We start from the raw sequence: 21,009 nt of genomic DNA on the forward strand, positions 1-21,009 counted from the left end.
AGCTGCGGGGTTTTTTTTTTCGCCTTGCGTAAATTGAACTGACTTTCGTCAGTTATTCCTTACCCAGCAATGCCTGCAGATCCTGCTTCAAAGAAGACATTTTATTCGCGTATTTCTCTTTGTTTTCCGCATCTTCAATCAGCTGAACAATCGTTTCAGAAAGCGTTTTACCACGACGCTGCGCAAGACCAGCCAGACGTTGCCAGACAATAAATTCCAGATCGATCGATTTTTTGCGCGTATGCTGGTGTTCCGCATTAAAATGGCGCTTCCGTCTGGCCCGAATGGTTTGCTTCATGCGATTGACCAGTTCCGGATTCATATGCTTGTCAATCCAGCCATTTACCAGCACGGGTTCATTTTCCAGCGAGAGCAACACATCGACGGCTTCCTGGGCGGCACTGGCTTCTATGTAACGGGTGATTAACTCCCCTTCGCGATGCTTCTTCACCAGATACTTCCATTTCCAACCGCTTTCAAGATTTTCAAGTTGTTGATATTTCATAGCGATCTCAATGTTACCGTGTAACTCTTTACAGAATATCAGCTTTTTAGGCCAGTGAAGAAAAGAATCTCCATCCTGTGAGCTTTAACGCCCATGCCAGGAGTATTGTCGGTGCTTTCTACGTGTGCTGCAGTGCCGGTTACGGTATAATCGCGGCTTTGACAACAGACTAAAAAACATCAACTTTGACCATTACGAAACTTGCATGGCGTGACCTGGTTCCTGATACCGATAGCTATCAGGAAATATTTGCTCAGCCACATTTGATTGACGAAAACGATCCTTTATTCAGTGATACTCAACCGCGACTGCAATTTGCGCTGGAGCAGTTGCTGCATACGCGAGCATCCTCCTCTTTTATGCTGGCGAAGGCCCCGGAAGAGTCTGAGTATCTGAATCTTATTGCCGATGCCGCGCGTGCGCTACAAAGCGATGCAGGCCAACTGGTGGGCGGTCACTATGAGGTTTCCGGGCACACCATCCGTTTACGTAACGCAGTGAGTGCAGATGATAATTTTGCGACTTTAACGCAAGTTGTCGCTGCCGACTGGGTAGAAGCGGAACAACTCTTTGGCTGCCTGCGCCAGTTTAATGGCGACATTACCCTGCAGCCTGGTCTGGTGCATCAGGCAAATGGCGGTATTCTCATCATCTCTTTGCGTACACTGCTGGCGCAACCTCTGCTGTGGATGCGGCTGAAAAATATCGTTAACCGCGAGCGTTTTGACTGGGTTGCGTTTGATGAGTCGCGCCCTCTCCCCGTCTCTGTGCCTTCGATGCCATTGAAGCTGAAAGTCATTCTGGTAGGCGAACGCGAATCATTGGCTGATTTCCAGGAGATGGAACCAGAGCTTTCAGAGCAGGCTATTTATAGCGAATTTGAAGATACTCTGCAGATTGTCGATGCGGAGTCAGTAAGCCAGTGGTGTCGCTGGGTAACATTGACCGCAAGACATAATCACTTACCTGCACCGGGAGCGGATGCCTGGCCGGTACTTATCCGCGAAGCAGCCCGCTACACCGGTGAACAAGAAACACTTCCGCTTAGCCCGCAGTGGATCCTCCGCCAGTGTAAAGAGGTCGCCTCCCTGTGTGATGGCGACACCTTCTCCGGCGAGCAGCTAAACTTAATGCTACAGCAGCGTGAATGGCGCGAAGGTTTCCTCGCTGAACGCATGCAGGATGAGATTCTTCAGGAGCAAATCCTGATTGAAACCGAAGGCGAACGCATCGGGCAAATTAACGCCCTTTCGGTCATTGAATTTCCGGGTCATCCACGCGCTTTTGGCGAACCTTCTCGCATTAGCTGCGTTGTGCATATTGGCGATGGTGAATTCACCGACATCGAACGCAAAGCGGAGCTTGGCGGCAATATCCATGCGAAAGGGATGATGATCATGCAAGCGTTCCTGATGTCGGAACTACAGCTTGAGCAACAGATCCCCTTCTCAGCATCGCTGACATTTGAGCAGTCATACAGTGAAGTGGATGGCGATAGTGCCTCGATGGCTGAACTCTGCGCCCTGATCAGCGCCCTCGCCGATGTGCCGGTGAATCAGAGTATCGCTATCACAGGTTCAGTCGATCAGTTCGGTCGCGCCCAGCCAGTCGGTGGTTTAAATGAGAAAATCGAAGGCTTCTTTGCTATTTGCCAGCAACGTGAGTTAACGGGGAAACAAGGTGTCATTATCCCCACTGCTAACGTTCGCCATTTAAGTCTTCACAGTGAACTGGTGAAAGCGGTAGAAGAAGGCAAATTCACCATCTGGGCAGTAGACGATGTGACTGACGCACTGCCGTTATTATTAAATCTGGTGTGGGATGGCGAAGGCCAAACGACGCTGATGCAAACCATCCAGGAACGTATCGCACAAGCATCGCAACAGGAAGGACGTCACCGTTTTCCATGGCCATTACGTTGGCTGAACTGGTTTATTCCGAACTGATCGGACTTGTTCAGCGTACACGTGTTAGCTATCCTGCGTGCTTCAATAAAATAAGGCTTACAGAGAACATGGTAGATAAACGCGAATCCTATACAAAAGAAGACCTTCTTGCCTCTGGTCGCGGTGAACTGTTTGGCGCTAAAGGCCCGCAATTGCCAGCACCGAACATGCTGATGATGGACCGTGTGGTCAAAATGACCGAAACGGGTGGTAACTTCGACAAAGGGTATGTTGAAGCAGAGCTGGATATCAATCCGGATCTGTGGTTCTTCGGATGCCACTTTATCGGCGATCCGGTTATGCCGGGATGCCTGGGCCTGGACGCAATGTGGCAGCTGGTAGGGTTCTACCTCGGCTGGCTGGGCGGCGAAGGTAAAGGCCGCGCGCTGGGCGTTGGCGAAGTGAAATTCACTGGTCAGGTACTGCCGACAGCGAAAAAAGTGACCTACCGTATTCACTTTAAACGCATTGTTAATCGTCGTCTGATTATGGGTCTGGCAGATGGCGAAGTGCTGGTTGATGGTCGTCTGATCTATACCGCCAGCGACCTGAAAGTCGGTCTGTTCCAGGATACGTCTGCCTTCTGATAATAATCAGACAGAGTATAAAAAGGCGAAACCTCCGCAATGCGGAGGTTTCTTTTTAAAGAGACAGAATCAGGCCATTACTACCCTGTCCGCCATGGCTTCTCGCCAGCCTCCCAGCCATTGTGACCTTTGATTCAGCGTCTGATAGGGACACATTTCTTTTGAGCGTCCGGCTATGCCGGCCTGATAACCACGTTGATGTGCCCGTTCCAGGCGATCTCGTTTTTGTCTCTTCATGCCTCGTTTCCCTCATACTGGTTTCTGGTGGAAAAGAAAACAGTGATTACTAAATGTGCAATCACAGTTAAGCAATACCGCGAATCATAACTGCCGTCAATGCGCAAAATTCACGCCACTGTCATATTTGTGAGCTACACGGGCATGTCAGTTGTACAAAAAATGTGAAGAGGAACAACTTTTTCCGCACGTTAGAGACAAAAAAACCGCCTCAGGCAACATACCGGAGGCGGTTATATTTACAAATCTTTATAATTAAGGTAGACGCTTTATCTCTTGCGCAATAGAAGCGGCTTCCTGACTCCAGACACTGGCCAGTACTTTAACCATCTCATCGTAACCATCCTGAGTTTGCACCCCTTCCAGACGGAACGGACGTTTGATCAGTTGTCCCTGGTGGTTCAACAGCCATTCACCACTGACAATGACCTTGCCATCATAGCGACCGTTAAACTCCGTTACGGTAACATTGAGCGTGTCCTGGGCGCTTCCCAGAGGCTGGGAGGCAACCACCCAGCCGGGCAGTTGCGTGCTCAGGTTGGCAACCAGGGTGTTGCGCAACTGTTGATCCAATGGACTGGCCCACAAGTTGTTGTTGGCAATCACATACTTCACATCACTGGTTTGATAAACCACACCATTTCCCGCCAGATAGTCAGGAACAGTGACCTGCTCTACCCATAACAGGCGATTACCCTGGCTGGCGGTACTTTGTGTACCGCTCTGCACCACAGGTAACTGGTAATAGTTTTTATTAATTTCGCCGGAGCTGCATCCGGCCAGCCACAGTGCTGCAATCGTCACTAGCCACTTTTTCATTGTTTCGCCCTCTTCGGCTCTGGATCTTTTTTGTCCTTCGCTTCAAATACCAGCGCGTTACTCTTCTCGTTGAGCGTTTTCAGCACCGGTTGCAGTTCTCGCAACACCTGATCAAGTCGCTGCATATCCGCCACCATCTTGTTGTAGGCTGCGGAGCCAGGCTGGAAGCCCTGCATACTGCGATTCAATTCACGCAACGTTGACTGCATATCCGTCGGTAACTGCTGCATCGACTGGCTGGCGAGGATCTTGTTCATGCTATCCAGCGTCGTTTGCAGGTTTTTCATTGTGCGCTGACTTTCAGAAAGCGTACTGGTTGCCTGTTCAATCATCGGATTCAATGGCAGTTTGTTGATCTTATCCAACGCTTCCATCAGTCGTTGCTGGATTTGCGCCAGACCGCCGCTAACGGTCGGGATAATCTGATAACCATTAAATTCACGAATACCGGTTATTGCAGGCGTATTTGGATAGAAATCGAGATCAACATACAGTGCGCCAGTGACCAGGTTTCCGGTTTTCAGCGATCCGCGTAAACCACGTTTCAACAATTCGCCAAGGTGCTCAACAACATCCGCATTTTCTCCAAGCTGCATTTTCAGCCGCTCTGGCTCGATACGAATCAGTACCGGAATACGGTAATCATCGTTAAATGTCTGACGCATATTCGGCGCAAAGAATGGCACTTTGCTTACGGTACCCAGGCGAATACCCCGGAATTCTACCGGAGCTCCCGGTTGCAGACCGCGTACCGAATCTTTAAAGAACATCAGATAATCAATGTGATCGGTGTACAACGAATCCTGAATGCTCTTCTGATCATCATACAAAACGAAAGCTGTTTTCGGTGCCACTGGCTGCCCTAAATCCAGACCTTCCGGCACATCAAAGCTGACACCGCCACTAAGCAGCGTTGTCAATGAGCCCATCTCCACACGCATTCCCGCTGACGTCAAATCAACCGCAATGCCACTATCTTTCCAGAAGCGAACATTGCTGGTCACCAGTCGGTCATAAGGTGCATTGATGAACAGTTGATAGCTGATATTGCGTTTTTGCGTATCGAAGGTGCTGGTTTCAACCGAACCTACCCGATAGCCACGGAACAGCACGGGATCTCCTGGCGAGAGCTGCCCGGCTTTTTTGCTATCGAGAATCACACGGATACCTTTCGCATCAGGCGGGGCCAACGGTGGCGAGTCCAGCAAATCGTATTTATCCATTTTGCTGCCTTTTGCGCCTGGCTGCAGTTCGATATAAACCCCAGACAGCAGCGTTCCCAGGCCGCTAATCCCTTCTCGACCAATCTGCGGTTTCACCACCCAAAAGACGGTATCTTTATGCAGCAATTTTTCCATACCGGAATTCAGCCGCGCTTTGATTTCAACGTGCGTCAAATCATCAGCCAGTGTGGCGCTTTCAACCACGCCGACGTCAACGCTACGGCTTTTAATGGTGGTTTTACCACCTTCTATTCCTTCCGCATTCGCGGTGATCAGAGTCACTTCCGGCCCCTGATGGCTGTAATGATAAAAAAGAACCCAGGCCCCAATGAGCGCCGTGACGATAGGAAATATCCACACGGGAGACCAGTTCTTCACTTTCTGGATTTTGGCTTCCCCATTATTAGATTCCATACTGTCAGGACTCCTCATGCTCTGATTCAGGTTGACGATCCCACGACAAACGCGGGTCAAACGTCATAGCAGAAAACATTGTCATTATGACGACTAAAGCAAACATTAATGCACCCATTGCCGGATAAATACTCATTAAACCTCCCATACGCACCAGCGCCGAGAGCACCGCGATAACGAAAACGTCAATCATCGACCAGCGGCCTACAAACTCAACAACTTCATAAATCAAATGCATTCTTTCACTGTCGCGCTTGCCATGCCCTTTGGCATCCCAACACAACCACGCTATGGCGATCATCTTTAACGTTGGCACCATAATACTGGCCAGAAAGATAACCGCAGCGACGGGATAAGATCCTTCGCTCCATAACAGGATGACCCCAGCGAGAATCGTCGATGGCATCTTCGAGCCTAATAAATCCGTCACCATGATGGGCAAAATATTAGCCGGAAGGTACAGCATGATGGACGTTACAAGCAGCGCGAGTGTCCATTGCAGGCTGTTTCTACGCCGAACGTACCCTTTAGTACCACAGCGCGGGCATACGGGTTCATCAGCAGGAAGGATTGCCGTACAACAGGAGCAAGAACGCAGCCCCTGACGTATCCCCGTGACGCCAGGTTTTAGCGGCTGGCGCAGTTCTGGCATCGGGGCGATGTCGTCCCATAACCAGCGACGATCAACGCACTGAAAGGCGCGCAGTTGCAGGACACAAAATAAACACCAGGGGAGAAAGCTACTGCCGACACCAATGCTGCCGTAGGCCATCAGTTTAACGAAACTGACCAGCACTCCCGCGAGGAAAATCTCCGCCATTCCCCAGGTTTTGAGTTGAAAAAGCACCCGTGCCAGTTGCTCTTTTAAACGGACCGGTAATTCCGCGCGATTCACCAGTAACAGAATGGTTATCAGACAAAACGCGGGAACCAGTTGCACAAACAACAGGAAAAAGGTGCCGAGGCTGGCGTAGTCCTCAGAAAAAAGCACGCCGGGAATTTCCAGTAATGTAATTTCACTGGTGACTCCCGCAACGTTCATATTCACAAAAGGAAACAAGTTGGACAGCAACAGCATGAACAGTGCAGCCAACGCATAGGCGGTGGGACGCTGCCGAGGGGCATCCCACGCCACGGTTAACGTTGTGCCACACCGGGGACATGCCGCTTTCTGACCATGCTCAAGGCGCGGTAACGCCACCAGCATGTCACACTGCGAGCACAGGATGTGCTTCGCGGCATGATGATGTTCGCACATTGGTACTCCTTAATGATGCGCTATTTTACAGATGACTAACAAAGTGTTGGTTTTCATGCCTGATAAACCCAGTGCATCAGGCAATTTTACCGTTGTCAGCTGTCTCTGTTTAAATCGACTATTTTGCGATCAGCCACCATTTTTTAACGCTTCAAGATACTCCCAGCGTTCAAAGGCTTGCTCCAGCTCCTGCTCTGCAGCAGCCATATCAGCGAGCACTTTTTGTGTCTGCTCATGCGGCTGACTGAAGAAGGAAGCATCCGCCACCTGCGTCTGTAGGGCTTCCAGCTTCGCCTCCAGATCTTCAAGCAATTGCGGTAGCTGCTCCAGTTCGCGCTGCAATTTATAGCTTAGTTTGCTACTGCTGCGTTTTACAGTTTCTGCTTTTGCCGCGGCGGCTTCTTCGGTTTTTTTCACCGCAGGCTGTTTGAGCGCCACATACTGCTCTTGCTGACCACGGGCATCATGATAACCGCCGACATAACGACCAATTTTACCGCCGCCTTCGAAGATCCAGCATTCTGTAACGGTGTTATCGACAAACTGACGATCGTGGCTTACCAGCAATACCGTGCCCTGGTAGCTGTCGATCAGTTCTTCCAGCAGTTCCAGCGTTTCGACATCAAGATCGTTGGTCGGTTCGTCAAGAATCAATAAGTTGCTTGGTTTGAGGAACAAACGCGCCAGCAGCAAGCGGTTCCGCTCACCGCCAGAAAGCGCACGTACCGGCGTCATCGCCCGTTTCGGATGGAACAGGAAGTCCTGCAAATAGCCCAATACGTGGCGTGGCTTGCCGTTAACCATCACCTCTTGCTTACCTTCGGCAAGGTTATCCATCACCGTTTTATCGGGATCCAGTTCCGCACGGTGCTGATCGAAATAAGCCACTTCCAGTTTGGTGCCAACGTGAATACGCCCGCTGTCCGCCTGAAGCTGACCGAGCATCAGTTTCAGCAGCGTGGTTTTGCCGCACCCATTCGGGCCAATCAGGGCAATTTTGTCGCCACGTAGAACCTGGGCAGAAAAATCTTTCACCAGTTGCTTACCGTCAACCTGGTAGCAAACGTCTTCCATTTCGAAAACGATCTTTCCGGAGCGGCTGGCTTCTTCCACCTGCATCTTTGCCGTCCCCATGACCTCACGGCGCTGGCTACGTTCACGGCGCATTGCTTTCAGGGCGCGTACGCGGCCTTCATTACGGGTACGGCGCGCTTTGATCCCCTGGCGGATCCACACCTCTTCCTGCGCCAGTTTGCGATCGAACTCGGCATTTTGTAGTTCTTCCACACGCAGGGCTTCTTCCTTTTCAAGCAGATACTGGTCGTAATTCCCTGGATAGGTCACTAGCTTGCCGCGATCGAGATCAACAATGCGCGTCGCCATATTGCGGATAAACGAACGGTCGTGGGAAATGAAAATAATTGTCCCATTGAAGGTTTTGAGAAACCCTTCCAGCCAGTCGATGGTTTCGATATCCAGGTGGTTAGTCGGTTCGTCGAGCAGCAATACGCGCGGATTACTCACCAGCGCGCGTCCTAATGCCGCTTTACGCAACCAGCCGCCGGAAAGCGACGACAGCGCAACATTAGGATCTAATCCCAGCTGCGCCAGCACTTCGTTGATGCGGTTTTCCAGCTGCCACAGGTTGTGGTGATCCAGCTGTTCCTGAACCTTCGCCAGTTCGTTGAGATTTTTCTCGCTCGGGTCGTTCATCACCAGGCGCGAAATATCGTGATAGCGTTTCAGGTATTCCGCTTGTTCTTCAATGCCTTCGGCAACGAAATCATAAACGCTACCCTCAACGTTACGCGGCGGATCCTGTTGCAGACGAGCTACAATCAAATCTTGCTCGTAAATAATGCGACCGTCATCCAGCCCCTGTTCACGGTTGAGGATCTTCATTAACGTCGATTTGCCTGCGCCGTTACGACCTACCAGACAAACACGTTCGTTATCTTCGATATGCAGTTCTGCGTTATCGAGAAGCGGCGCGTCGCTGAACGACAGCCATGCGCCATGCATACTGATTAATGACATTACTATTCCTTTCAGGCTGCGGTAATCAGCCAGCAGTTGTGAATCTGGCGGTTACGGGCGAAATCCTGGGAGAGCGTTTTTTGCGTAATTTCTTGTGCTTTCAGTCCCAGTTTCGCCAGGCCGTCGAGATCCATACGGAAGCCGCGTTTGTTGTTCGAGAACATGATCGTCCCACCTGCACGCAGCAGACGTTTCAAATCTTTCATCAGCGCCAGATGATCGCGCTGAACATCAAACGCATCTTCCATTCGTTTTGAGTTAGAGAAGGTTGGCGGATCGATAAAGATCAGATCGAACTGTTCATTTGCCTCGCGCAGCCACGCCAGGCAATCGGCCTGAATCAGGCGATGCGCACGCCCGGTTAGGCCATTCAGACGCAGGTTGCGTTCTGCCCACTCCAGATAAGTACGCGACATATCCACGGTGGTGGTGCTGCGTGCACCGCCTAATCCCGCGTGCACGGTGGCGCTGCCGGTATAAGAGAACAGGTTGAGGAAATCTTTGCCTTTGCTCATCTGACCGAGCATACGACGGGCGATACGGTGATCGAGGAACAGACCGGTATCGAGGTAATCCGTCAGGTTCACCCACAAGTGAGCGTTATATTCGGTGACTTCGAGAAACTCGCCCTTCTCGCCCAGTTTCTGGTACTGATTTTTGCCCTTCTGGCGTTCACGGGTTTTCAGTACCAGTTTGTTTGGCGCAATCCCCAGTACCGAAATGGTTGCAGCGATAATATCGAACAGACGCTGACGCGCTTTGTGCGCATCAATAGTTTTTGGCGGCGCATACTCCTGCACCACCACCCAGTCGGCATAACGGTCAACGGCAACGTTATATTCCGGCAGATCGGCGTCATACAGGCGGTAACATTCAATTCCTTCCTGACGAGCCCACTTCTCGAATTTTTTGAGGTTCTTACGCAGACGGTTGGCGTAGTCCTCCGCTGCCATCGCCGGTTTGCTGTCTGGTGTGCTTTCGGCAACATGGTAGTTTTTCTGTACGCAGTCCAGCGGGCCGTTTTTCGCCTTGTACTGTTTGTCTGCACGCAGCTGCAGGCAGCTGAGCAGATCCGGCGAGGCACTAAACAAAGAGAGATTCCAGCCACCGAACTGGTTTTTCATGATTCGGCCCAGCAGACTATGCAGCGCAATCAGCGCCGGTTCGCTGTCCAGACGTTCACCGTATGGCGGGTTGCTCAACACTGTACCGTACGGCCCTTTCGGCAGCGGATTGGCCAGTTGCGCGACATCTTTCACCTCAAAGGTGATCAGTTCACCAATCCCCGCAAGACGGGCGTTAGTGCGCGCACGTTGAATCACCCGTGCGTCGCTGTCCGAACCGTAGAAATGGGAGCTGTACTCCGCCAGGCCTTTACGGGCGCGAGTTTGCGCTTCTGCTTTCACTTCCTGCCAGATGGCTTCATCATGCTGTGCCCAGCCGCTAAAGCCCCAACGTCCACGGTGCAAGCCTGGTGCGCGATCGGTCGCCAGCATCGCCGCTTCAATCAGCAACGTACCGGAACCACACATCGGATCGAGCAGCGGTGTTCCTGGCTGCCAGCCGGATCGCATAACAATCGCGGCTGCCAGGGTTTCTTTGATCGGCGCAATACCAGCACGATCGCGATAGCCACGCAGATGTAAACCATCACCACTGAGATCAAGGGCGATACTGGCAGTTTCTTTATGCAGCCAGACGTTAACGCGGATATCCGGCGCATCGCGATCAACATTTGGACGCGGCAGATTTTTCCGCGTGAAAGCATCGACGATCGCGTCTTTCACTTTCATCGCACCGTACTGACTGTTGCGTATGGTGTCATTCAAACCACTGAAGTGGACAGCGAAGGTCGCGCCAGGATTAAACATCTCTGTCCAGTTGATCGCCTGAACACCGAGATAGAGGTCTAAATCGCTGTAAACCTTACACTCGCCCAGCGGCAACATAATACGCGAGGCCAGGCGGCTCCACATCAGGCTCTGGTAAACAAGCCGTGTGTCGCCCTTGAAATGGACCCCACCCTGAACCACCTGGCATTCAACGGCCCCCAGGTTTTCCAGTTCAGTTTTTAACAGCTCTTCCAGCCCACGGGCCGTACTGGCAAACAGAGAATTCATATCGTCACTTTTACTCTAAGAAAATTGTTGCGCATTATAGCTAATAAGCGCGTCATGTCATAAAGTTGAGGGCTTATTTTCATTTGAGGACCGCACCGTGGCGACATTAACCCGGCTTTTTATTCATCCTGTTAAATCGATGCGCGGCATTGGTCTTACACATGCTCTGGCAAATGTCAGTGGTCTGGCCTTCGATCGCATCTTTATGATCACGGAACCTGACGGTACGTTTATTACCGCTCGCCAGTTTCCGCTAATGGTACGGTTTACTCCTTCACCCGTGCATGATGGCTTGCATCTCACCGCACCAGATGGCAGTAGTGCATATGTTCGTTTTGCTGATTTCGCCACACAAGACGCACCAACCGAAGTTTGGGGCACACATTTTACCGCGCGAATTGCGCCAGACGCGATCAACAAATGGCTAAGTGGATTTTTCTCCCGCGAAGTGCAATTACGCTGGGTGGGGCCACAAATGACCCGGCGCGTGAAACGCCACAACACTGTACCCCTGTCATTTGCTGATGGTTATCCTTACCTTCTTGCTAACGAGGCCTCGTTACGTGATCTCCAACAACGTTGTCCGGCCAGTGTAAAAATGGAGCAATTCCGCCCCAATCTGGTGGTTTCCGGTGCATCGGCCTGGGAAGAAGATAGCTGGAAAGTGATTCGCATTGGTGATGTCGTGTTTGATGTGGTTAAGCCTTGTAGCCGCTGTATTTTCACCACCGTCAGCCCAGAAAAAGGGCAAAAACATCCGGCAGGCGAACCATTAAAAACGCTGCAATCTTTCCGTACTGCCCAGGATAACGGCGATGTCGATTTTGGTCAGAATTTAATTGCCCGTAATAGCGGCGTGATTCGCGTTGGCGATGAGGTGGAAATTCTGGCAACGGCTCCAGCTAAAATTTACGGCGCAGGTGCCGCTGATGATACTGCCAACATCACGCAACAACCGGACGCAAACGTAGATATTGACTGGCAGGGACAGGCATTTCGTGGAAATAACCAACAGGTGCTGCTGGAGCAATTAGAAAATCAGGGAATTCGTATCCCTTATTCTTGCCGCGCGGGCATTTGTGGAAGTTGCCGTGTTCAGCTTTTAGAAGGCGAAGTCACGCCGCTGAAAAAATCAGCAATGGGTGATGATGGCACTATTCTTTGCTGTAGTTGTGTACCGAAGACTGCACTTAAGCTGACGCGTTAAACTGCCTGTTCGAGGCTGAAGCTGTCAACATTAACCTGCGGTTTCAGCCTGTCGTTCATGATTTTGATGGCGTCGCCCAGCTGCATCGCGCGACCCGCAATAACAACGCAGGGTTGTGCCAGCAGGCATAGTGCGGCATTTTCGCCAGATTCAACGACCAGCAAATTGACTTGCTCGTGAGTGTCGCTCAACCAAACGCAGGCCGCATCGCCCGGCATGGGCACCCACATTTCACCATGGGAAACAAAATGCCAGCTTTTCGGCATTTGCGGTTTGAGATAACGAATTGCTACCAGCGCATTAAGCACCAGTTCGGCTTTTTGTTCTTTAGATAAATTAAAATCGCGGCATTTTTCTTCAAATGAGAAATAGAGCGCGGCGTCGTCAACGCAAAAGCCTGCGGGAGAAAAGGCATCTGGAGTCAACATTTTGCGCGCAAAACGTGAGCGAAATAGCATACCATTGGCTAAATCGAGCATCATTCGATCGTGCTCTTCATCGTAATACCAACGCCAGTTATCGTCTGGTTTAATTCGCATTTGCCTCTCCCCTACCCTATAAAACCGCAGCAACACAATCCATTGTCGCTTCGCTTAATAACCTCAACAATAAAAGTACAAAATGTCTAAATAAGCAACAGTGATGAATATAAAACAACCAGGGCTTAAAATAAAGCCCTGATTATCTTATAAAGAGGAATTCGAAGAAATAATTAGATATGGGTAACGATTTCTTTAATCAGCGGCGGACCTTTAAAAATAAAACCAGAATAAATTTGCACCAGTGAGGCCCCCGCAGCAATCTTTTCACGCGCAGCGATAACCGAGTCAATGCCGCCAACACCGATGATCGGTAAGCGACCGTTTAATTCCTGTGACAAGCGGCGAATAATTTCTGTGCTTTTTAACTGAAGCGGACGACCACTTAAGCCACCGGTTTGATCACAATTTTTCATTCCCTGAACCAGAGAACGATCGAGCGTGGTATTGGTTGCAATAACGCCATCAATATTATGGCGAACTAAACTATCGGCAACCTGGATCAATTCTTCTTCAGAAAGATCCGGCGCGATCTTCACTGCGATCGGCACATATTTATGGTGCATCGCTTGCAAATCATTTTGCTTATTTTTAATCGCGGTTAAGAGATCATCCAGCGCTTCGCCATATTGCAGTGTGCGTAGTCCTGGGGTATTCGGCGATGAAATATTGATGGCGATATATCCCGCATAAGCATAGATTTTTTCCATACAAATCAGATAGTCATCTTTACCCTGCTCCACCGGCGTATCTTTATTTTTGCCGATGTTAATACCCAGGACGCCATCATAATGGGCTTTTTTTACGTTCTCTACGAGGTTATCAACGCCAAGATTATTAAAGCCCATACGGTTGATCAAACCTTCGGCATCTACCAGACGAAAGAGACGCGGCTTGTCATTACCTGGCTGTGGACGTGGCGTGACGGTACCGATCTCGATCGATCCAAAACCCATCGCGCCTAACGCGTCAATGCACTCCCCGTCTTTATCAAGACCGGCTGCCAGACCAAGCGGATTTTTAAACGTCAGGCCCATGCAGTTAACAGGTTTCGCAGGCACTTTCTGCCGCACCAGTGCTTCAAACGGCGTTCCGGTAATACGGCGTAATTGCTGAAAAGTAAACTCATGAGCGCGCTCTGGATCGAGCTGGAAAAGGGCTTTACGAACGAAGGGGTAGTACATGAACTCTCCTGGATTCCCGGTGTGCAAACCGGGGGCGTATTATGTGCGAGTTCGGACCAAAAGGGAATTGACCTGTGGCAAAAAAAGCGCAAACGTTTTCCGAGCCTGTTTCAGGGCAGATTTTGCTCCTTCTTTGCACTCAACCCGCCGTAATCATTTATCGTCCGCCAGGAGACATGACACGGTGTTATAGCCTGACACCAGCTTGTCTGACGCTGGCTTTTAGGTGGCACAACTCCCGCATTACTTAACGCTTTACCATTTACGCTCACTTGAATCAGGTTAATGTAGTAAGGCGTTGGGTTAGTGAGTTGTACACCCTGCGAATTCCGTGTCCAGCGTAATTGTTGATAAGCTTCCAGCGGGTCGCCCGGCAAACCTTCGGGTCGCCAGAACAGTTTAAATACCGAGCGCATCGCCACTTTTACGCTCTGATTTTCAACTTTGCCGGATGGCACGCTGGCAATGCTTAACTCAAATAGCGTTTCGCGATCCACGGGCAAGATGTCGCTTTCCGTTCTCAGCAAGCGCAATGTGCCTGTAGTACCGGGCTTCAGGAGAATAAGTGGCGGAGCGGGCAGTAATGGTGCTGGTACTGTCGACGCTTCACCCCCAGCCCAACGCGTTGGGCGATTGATTTTACTGTTAATAAGCCAGGATTCCTGACTGGTATTAGTCAGTGAAATAGATATCGAATCTCTGTCTGCCGGAAAGATAAATCGCGTTCCGCCGACCACCACTCCTGCCTGCAATTCACTCGCCACCAGCAGCGATAAAACGGCGAAAATCAAGAGCGCCAATCTGTTCCACGTATTAGTCATAATGAAGTACAAATGTCGCGCTGGCATTCACTTTACCCGACTGCACATCGCTATTGACAGGTCGCAATTGCGCGTAAAAAGTTAATGGCACCTTACCGCTATGTAGGCTGTAGTCTTTACTCGCCTGGTTAAGCGGAATCAATATTTTCGCATCATCCAGAATCGCAATTGCCAGCCCGCTGGCTGCATCCGTACCACTTTCAATGGACAGCATTTCGCTCTGCACTCCGTCGGGGGTTCCTGAAAAGGTGACGTCAACCGTGCTGACATCTGTTCCACAATCCTGCAAATTAATGATGAACGATTTCTCCGGGCCATAATTCCCATGAGAAAAACGTGTCAGCGAGACGTCGCCTAACTGCACATTGATTTGCTTGCTATCCTGTGCCAGCACGCATGTATTACGGCGAAACGATCCGCTAATGTTGACCGTGCCATCATGGGCAAATAGCTCACAGCCCCCCGTTAATCCCAGTAAGAACAGAATCCAGATTATCTGTTTCAACATCACTCCTTCACTGGTAAACCAGATCAAAATAGAGAACCGCCGTCGCATTACCGCCCGTTGCTCCCGCCTTTGTGGACTTATAACGAAGTTGATATTTGAGTGTGTTATCCCCGGCTTTTAAGGGCGTAAGAGGTAGGACCTGATTGAGCGGGATTTCTTGCTGACTTTGCGCATCAAGAATTTGCACAGCAATCCCCGTTGCCATACCACCGCTTCCGCCTGTGTCAGTTAATTTGAGCAGTGTCGGCACAAGGGTGTCAGCCTCGCCGCTAAAAAGGACGTCCGCGCCAGTAATACCAGCGGCACAACCGGTGATATCGATATTCAAATCAGCAGCAGTGCTTACGGTATTCGCGGTCTGAAAATCACTGATATTAAAATCACCAATATGAATATTTTGTAATGCACTTTTGGTGGCAACATCACAGCCCTGATCGACCACATTACCATAAATATGCATACTGACTTGTTCAGGTCCAGCTATCCCGACATGCATATAAAGCAAAGTGAATGATAAGATAACGACTTGAAATATTGTGTTCTTTTTCATACGTTCACATATCAGTCAAAGTTTATTCTCACCGTTGCTGTGGCTTCAAAGTTCCCGGTTTCCGGTGGTACACCTGTCGTGCTGACCGGATAAACATTCATTCGAGCGAAGCTGTCCGCGTCGTCAGGGATGGATAGCGGCAGTGTGCCACCGGCAGGCGAAATAATGTTGTTTTGGCTGTCGGTGACCACAACACCGACACCTGGTCGTGATGTCTTGATTGCCTGAGGATAATCGGGATCACTGGTTGCCGTCAGACTCAAATTAACATTAACCAGCTCTGCATTTCCGGTATTACACCTGACTGGAATTGAGAGTTCAGCCGTTCTGGATCCAAGCGGTTTATGCCCTACAACACGGAAATTGGCAGCAAATACATCCCCCAAATCAACCTCTATTGTCTCTCCAGAATTGACAGAACATGAGCCCAGGGAATTGATAGTTCCTGACAGGTAATACACTAAAACCGGTGTACCTGTAGTCGTGCAGGAATCACTTGCGGGTATGTTGTAACACTCATATAGTCGCGCCAGCGCCATAGGAGGAATGACGACCGAACCGACAAACGGCTGCAATATTTTCAGTGAAAAACTTCCGCTATTGCCGCTTGCCCCCTTGCCGCCCAAACGTTGACCACCGGGATCGCAAATATGCCATCGGGTATCACTTCCTGTACCGAGATTTTCAAAAGGTACGGCCGAAGGTGTGTTACCTTTCACTCCTAATAGCACCTTTGCGGCAAGATAATCGTTAATTTTGTACCAGTTGTCGCCCAAATAAACTAACGGAGAATCCGCAGCGAATGCCCATAGACCACTTCTGACATTGTCTTTATCGCAATCGCAGGAAACATAATAATCATTCGATTCACTCCACTGATAAAATTCATCTTTGACTTTTCCAGCCGTATTCTCTTCCTCCTCCAGGGTTTTAACGCCAAAATTGACGCCAATATACGGATTCCCCTGAGTGGCATGACACTGCCCGGTATAAGCGGCGGCATGAAATCCCCACAGCATTAAAACAGCAGTCAAAAGAAGCCGGAGTCTTAACACACTACTATCCCCTGAAATTATTCGCATACTGAATCCATCCGCGTAATCGCAGCGTTAATTTGTTGTTCGGTAAGCTCGTAACTGATATGACAAATTTGATCGGGAGCGTCGCCCCAGCGTACAGTTATCGTTCCCTTCGCCGGCAAACCAGACATATAGAGCGAACCATCATCATCAATGATACCGCTAATTGTTTGTGCGCCATCCAGTGTTGCCATTGCACCAAATCTCAGCGGCATACCCTGCTTTGATGTTTTCATTAATACCCTGGCCCCCGCATGGGCATTGAACTCCGCCAGAACCAATGCCCCTTTGGTGGGAACCACGTTTACTACGGCATTTTCAAGATCCACGTTACGTTTTAACGACGCCGCATCAAGTGCAATTCGATTTTCCCGATAAGAAGTGGCATAAGGCACAACGGTATATCCACGCCAGTCAGTTTTCAGCCCGGTGCTGTTCGCCACACGAGTATTTTCGGCGCCTGGCGCGGCAATCAGGACATTAGTTTCACCCAATGATTGACCCAACGTAATACCCTGCGAATGGGCAACTAAACTGCCTGAAAGAGCGTAGTTCAGTTGTTGTTGACTGCCGTTATCGCTGTAGTTGTAGCCCACTCGAGCATCTGCAAACGCCCCTTTGTAGTCCATGCTGGTGCTACCATTAGCCGTTTTCCCCTCGCTGTTATATCCCTGTTGCACGCTGTAGCTCAGATTACCGTCATCGAGTAGTGTCTCCGTTAAACCCAGGTTTTGTGTAGTGTGCCCTTCGTTATCGATACTGGTATTAGAGGTCATCCAGGCGTAATTTTTTTTCCTGGTATAGCTATCATTACTTTTGGGGAGCAACAGATTGAGCGGCAGGGAAAAATTAAGTGCAAACACCTGGTCAGCGTCAGGTTGACCACGGGACTTACTGTAGTTCCAGGAAACCCCCAGCGAGAGATCTTTAATTTGCGTGTTATAGCCAAACTGTAATAGCCGATCCTGTTGATCGGTATGCCAGTAAGTTTGCTGGCTACCGCTTAAATAAAACGAACCGTACTCGCCTAATTGCTGGGAGATGTTGACCTGCAGTTTGCCACGTTTGGTGTAAAACAAATTGTAATAACGCGACCACATTGGCGTATCTTCATCATCACCGTCATTAAATTCGTAGCCATCCATGTGTTTATACATAGTGTCGGAAAGGGTGTAGAAACCCGACGTCGAATAGCGGTAGCCCATCAATTGAAAGTTGGTGCCCAATTGGTTGAGCGTTTTGGCATACAGAAAACGATATGACTGCCCTTTATGTTCACTTTGGTCTGCCAGCGTACTTTTAGCCTGGGTCGCGTCGAACGAAATTGCTCCGAAATCGCCGAGGTTAAAACCCAGACCAAACATAGCGGCACGGTAATATTCAGCATATTGCCCTCCGCCATACCAGGTCGTTCCCCACGGCCCCCCCCATTGCAGCGTGGCCTGAGCAAATTTACTTTCTTGCTGGTCATTACTATTGGTTCTGTATTTCGCCAGCGTCACCGCATATTTGATGCGTCCCTGACGCTGGAGTAATGGCACGCTGGAAAAGGGCACACTGTAACTATTGACACTACCGTCAGCTTCTTTGATTTCAACCAACAAATCACCACTCGACGACGTAGAGTAGAGATCACTAATCTCAAAAGCGCCAGGCGAAACATAAGTTTGATAGATGGTGTAACCATTTTGCTTAATCGTTACCTGTGCATTGCTTTTGGCGATACCACGCACCACTGGCGCAAACCCTTTCAAGCTGTCTGGCAGCATGTTGTCATCTGACGCCAGCTGCACGCCACGAAAGCTGACGCTATCAAAAAAATCGCCTGCCGTATAATCATCACCGACGGTCAGTTCGCCTTTTAATGGAATCACCGCCCGCTGCAAATAGCTGCTGAGATTCTTCCATTCTGCGGTTTGGCCACTACTGCGACTCCATGTTGAATTGTTGCGCAATCTCCATGGGCCTAAATTAACGCCACTGTTTAAATTCAGAAAATAGCTGTCGCCAGAATCACTACCTGCGCTGCTATGAATACTGTTAGCCCCGCTAAATGAATATCCCAGTAATAGCGCGTTGATCCCTTCATCCCAACGTTCAGGGGGGACATAACCACGAGCGTTACTTTTGATGGCGATTTGCGGTACTGAAATTTCCAGACGGAGTTTATTCACATTAAAAGTTACGCTGGCATCCGGAATAATTTCCGCCAATGGCGCACACGCTTGTTTATCCAGTTGTTTAAAAGCCGGAAACGCATCAGTATTCACGCCCATTGCATCCAGGCTTTCAGTCGTCAAACAGGCGGCAATCCCCTTCTCTGGCGTTATCTCAACAAAATTGACGTTGCGCGTATCTACAATTGTCTGATTCAGAACAATATCGACTCGATAAACCCCTGGCGTTATTTTTTGCCCTTTTTCGAAACGAGACAAATCAGCCACCATTGAGGGATCATCTTTGAAAAAGGCTGGATCGAACCAGGTTTCAGCTTGTGCATTGAACGCTGCCGACACAAACACCACCAGCCCACCAATAAACGATGGCACTCCACCAGAGCTTAACAGGCTGTGTTGTCGTTGAGTTCTATACATCTCGCTCTCTTAAATGAAGACGAATTACGATTTACAGTTGAGTTGCGGCGTTTCCGCCCCGTAGTCATTGATAGTTCGGTACGTTACGCTGCTGTTTTTGGCACCCATTGGCAGAGAGAATTGGTATTTATCAAAGGGGGAAATCATTTGATTTTTAACTACTTTTCCACCTATTTTCAGGTCTGTCAGGGTAATGAAATAAGGTGTTGGGTTACTGACCGTAACCATGTCAGCTGACGAAGTGCAACGTAGTTTCGCCGGAGCCTCGGCTAAGGGATACGCTAAACCTTTTGGTCGCCAGAAAAGTTTGATGACGCTTTGTGTGGCAATCTTCAGGGTATTGCCTTCTTCCCGCTTCGTTGTTGAAGGGACTGCCCGTACGCTGGTGAAGAAAAGAGTTTCTCTGTCTTTCGCCAACGGCGCGCCAATGTACATAATGCGTAGCAGGTTCTCGTTTGCCGGATTCAGCACAAATAGCGGTGGTGTAATAATAAAGTCCGCTGACTTTTTATTATCTGGTGTCATCACCCATGACTGAATCAGATAAGGAACATCCGGACTGGTGTTACGTACACCCAGTGAAATTTGCTCTTCACCTTCCGAATAAACAAGACGTGTTGCTGCAAGTCCGACCCCACCTTTACCTGCCGCCCATGTGAACGAACAGCTGAGTAATATTGCCGTTAAACTTACGGTCACAATTCCCTTTGTTATGCAAGTTTTCATAAATAGTCACTCTTAAAAAAATGAATATCCCCTCCAGGACACTGGAAGGGTATTAATTAATTAAAAATTAATGGCTGATATTAATAATAATTAATATGGAAATTTGTTACCGCATTGACATTACCTGACGTCGCTTTACCCGTAGCGATATAATCTACTTTAAAAGTTAGCGTTTGATTTCCACTCTGCAACAAAATATTCCCGGTTTCTGTGTCTGGCGTAATGACCGTTGTACCATCATTCATATACATTTGCAGGGCCACGTTTGTAGCAGCCTCAGATGAGGCCTGGTTAGCAAACGCTGTAATCTGCGTAGTATCCGCTGTGCCATTAAAAGTGAACGTTGCATTTTTTGTTACGGTAATATCACAATCTTCTAATGCAATTGGCACATCAGTTTGCACCCCAGAAACCTGACCATTACTTTGCAACTTCGTTGCACTAACATCTGGTAAAGTCACCACGGAATCTTTCGTCGCAGCAACCAGCGTACAGGCAGGAGCAATGACTTTACCATTAAACGTAACCGAGCCATCCGTGATGGCATTATCATCAGCCGCCATAACACTTGAAGTTGTACATATCACAGTTATAAACGCCGCCAATACATTTTTTTTCATCGTTATCATCCTGATTTTTTCGTAAATATGATAAT

General features: G+C 49.4%; 19 protein-coding genes. 3 read left to right on the forward strand and 16 right to left on the reverse strand.

Going from position 1 to position 21,009, the window contains the following annotated elements; genetic code table 11:
* Window positions 1-52 precede the first annotated feature (52 nt).
* Window positions 53-505: a macrodomain Ter protein MatP gene (gene matP, locus ACJHYW_RS07110; RefSeq protein ID WP_000877161.1), complete on the reverse strand. Its 453-nt coding sequence runs from the start codon at window positions 503-505 to the stop codon at window positions 53-55.
* Between the two features lie 185 nt (window positions 506-690).
* On the opposite strand from matP, the gene ACJHYW_RS07115 reads away from it, so the two are divergent.
* On the forward strand, window positions 691-2,451 hold the full coding sequence (locus ACJHYW_RS07115; RefSeq protein WP_000156477.1) for a Lon protease family protein: 1,761 nt from the start codon (window positions 691-693) through the stop codon (window positions 2,449-2,451).
* Between the two features lie 68 nt (window positions 2,452-2,519).
* Complete coding sequence (gene fabA, locus ACJHYW_RS07120; RefSeq protein ID WP_000227927.1) at window positions 2,520-3,038, forward strand: bifunctional 3-hydroxydecanoyl-ACP dehydratase/trans-2-decenoyl-ACP isomerase; 519 nt, start codon at window positions 2,520-2,522, stop codon at window positions 3,036-3,038.
* A gap of 69 nt (window positions 3,039-3,107) precedes the next feature.
* Here the strand turns inward: fabA and rmf are convergent, their stop codons facing one another.
* The 6 genes from rmf to rlmKL form a co-directional block, all read right to left on the reverse strand.
* On the reverse strand, window positions 3,108-3,275 hold the full coding sequence (gene rmf, locus ACJHYW_RS07125; RefSeq protein WP_000828648.1) for a ribosome modulation factor: 168 nt from the start codon (window positions 3,273-3,275) through the stop codon (window positions 3,108-3,110).
* Between the two features lie 255 nt (window positions 3,276-3,530).
* Complete coding sequence (gene pqiC, locus ACJHYW_RS07130) at window positions 3,531-4,094, reverse strand: membrane integrity-associated transporter subunit PqiC (RefSeq protein WP_000759123.1); 564 nt, start codon at window positions 4,092-4,094, stop codon at window positions 3,531-3,533.
* The gene (gene pqiB, locus ACJHYW_RS07135; protein ID WP_000445541.1) at window positions 4,091-5,731 is read right to left on the reverse strand and encodes an intermembrane transport protein PqiB; all 1,641 of its coding nucleotides are present in this window, start codon (window positions 5,729-5,731) and stop codon (window positions 4,091-4,093) included. Before pqiB ends, pqiC begins: the two co-directional genes overlap by 4 nt.
* Window positions 5,732-5,735: 4 nt before the next feature.
* Entirely contained in the window at window positions 5,736-6,989 is a 1,254-nt protein-coding gene (pqiA, locus tag ACJHYW_RS07140; RefSeq protein ID WP_000333170.1) for a membrane integrity-associated transporter subunit PqiA, read from the reverse strand.
* A gap of 129 nt (window positions 6,990-7,118) precedes the next feature.
* The gene (locus ACJHYW_RS07145) at window positions 7,119-9,026 is read right to left on the reverse strand and encodes an ABC transporter ATP-binding protein (protein WP_000053102.1); all 1,908 of its coding nucleotides are present in this window, start codon (window positions 9,024-9,026) and stop codon (window positions 7,119-7,121) included.
* Window positions 9,027-9,037: 11 nt separating this feature from the next.
* Window positions 9,038-11,146 carry a bifunctional 23S rRNA (guanine(2069)-N(7))-methyltransferase RlmK/23S rRNA (guanine(2445)-N(2))-methyltransferase RlmL gene (gene rlmKL, locus ACJHYW_RS07150; RefSeq protein WP_001086508.1) on the reverse strand — a complete coding sequence of 703 codons (2,109 nt, stop codon included), beginning with the start codon at window positions 11,144-11,146 and terminating at the stop codon, window positions 9,038-9,040.
* 97 nt (window positions 11,147-11,243) lie between these two features.
* Between rlmKL and ycbX the strand changes: the two genes are divergently transcribed.
* A complete protein-coding gene (gene ycbX / locus ACJHYW_RS07155) occupies window positions 11,244-12,353 on the forward strand; it encodes a 6-N-hydroxylaminopurine resistance protein YcbX (RefSeq protein ID WP_000224297.1) in 1,110 nt (369 codons plus the stop codon).
* Here the strand turns inward: ycbX and zapC are convergent.
* The 9 genes from zapC to ACJHYW_RS07200 all read right to left on the reverse strand — a co-directional run bounded on the left by zapC (window position 12,350) and on the right by ACJHYW_RS07200 (window position 20,974).
* The gene (zapC, locus tag ACJHYW_RS07160; RefSeq protein ID WP_001295353.1) at window positions 12,350-12,892 is read right to left on the reverse strand and encodes a cell division protein ZapC; all 543 of its coding nucleotides are present in this window, start codon (window positions 12,890-12,892) and stop codon (window positions 12,350-12,352) included. The genes ycbX and zapC overlap by 4 nt on opposite strands.
* A 173-nt stretch (window positions 12,893-13,065) precedes the next feature.
* Entirely contained in the window at window positions 13,066-14,076 is a 1,011-nt protein-coding gene (gene pyrD / locus ACJHYW_RS07165) for a quinone-dependent dihydroorotate dehydrogenase (protein ID WP_001305914.1), read from the reverse strand.
* Between the two features lie 110 nt (window positions 14,077-14,186).
* Complete coding sequence (locus ACJHYW_RS07170) at window positions 14,187-14,924, reverse strand: fimbrial chaperone (RefSeq protein WP_001111479.1); 738 nt, start codon at window positions 14,922-14,924, stop codon at window positions 14,187-14,189.
* Window positions 14,890-15,405: a fimbrial protein gene (locus ACJHYW_RS07175; protein ID WP_000917661.1), complete on the reverse strand. Its 516-nt coding sequence runs from the start codon at window positions 15,403-15,405 to the stop codon at window positions 14,890-14,892. The genes ACJHYW_RS07170 and ACJHYW_RS07175 overlap by 35 nt, the downstream gene beginning before the upstream one ends.
* 7 nt (window positions 15,406-15,412) lie before the next feature.
* The gene (locus tag ACJHYW_RS07180; RefSeq protein WP_001330057.1) at window positions 15,413-15,955 is read right to left on the reverse strand and encodes a fimbrial protein; all 543 of its coding nucleotides are present in this window, start codon (window positions 15,953-15,955) and stop codon (window positions 15,413-15,415) included.
* An 11-nt stretch (window positions 15,956-15,966) separates the two neighbouring features.
* Window positions 15,967-17,037 (reverse strand): fimbrial protein, encoded by a 1,071-nt coding sequence (locus ACJHYW_RS07185; RefSeq protein WP_061092641.1) that lies wholly within the window; start codon window positions 17,035-17,037, stop codon window positions 15,967-15,969.
* Window positions 17,028-19,628: a fimbrial biogenesis usher protein gene (locus ACJHYW_RS07190; protein ID WP_001361416.1), complete on the reverse strand. Its 2,601-nt coding sequence runs from the start codon at window positions 19,626-19,628 to the stop codon at window positions 17,028-17,030. The genes ACJHYW_RS07185 and ACJHYW_RS07190 overlap by 10 nt, the downstream gene beginning before the upstream one ends.
* A 24-nt stretch (window positions 19,629-19,652) precedes the next feature.
* Window positions 19,653-20,354, reverse strand: coding sequence for a molecular chaperone (locus ACJHYW_RS07195; RefSeq protein ID WP_001330060.1), 702 nt, complete (start codon window positions 20,352-20,354; stop codon window positions 19,653-19,655).
* Window positions 20,355-20,434: 80 nt separating this feature from the next.
* Entirely contained in the window at window positions 20,435-20,974 is a 540-nt protein-coding gene (locus ACJHYW_RS07200) for a fimbrial protein (protein WP_000742542.1), read from the reverse strand.
* Between the last annotated feature and the right edge of the window lie 35 nt (window positions 20,975-21,009).

The organism is Escherichia sp. WS3063, from assembly GCF_046486595.1.
GTDB lineage: Bacteria > Pseudomonadota > Gammaproteobacteria > Enterobacterales > Enterobacteriaceae > Escherichia > Escherichia coli.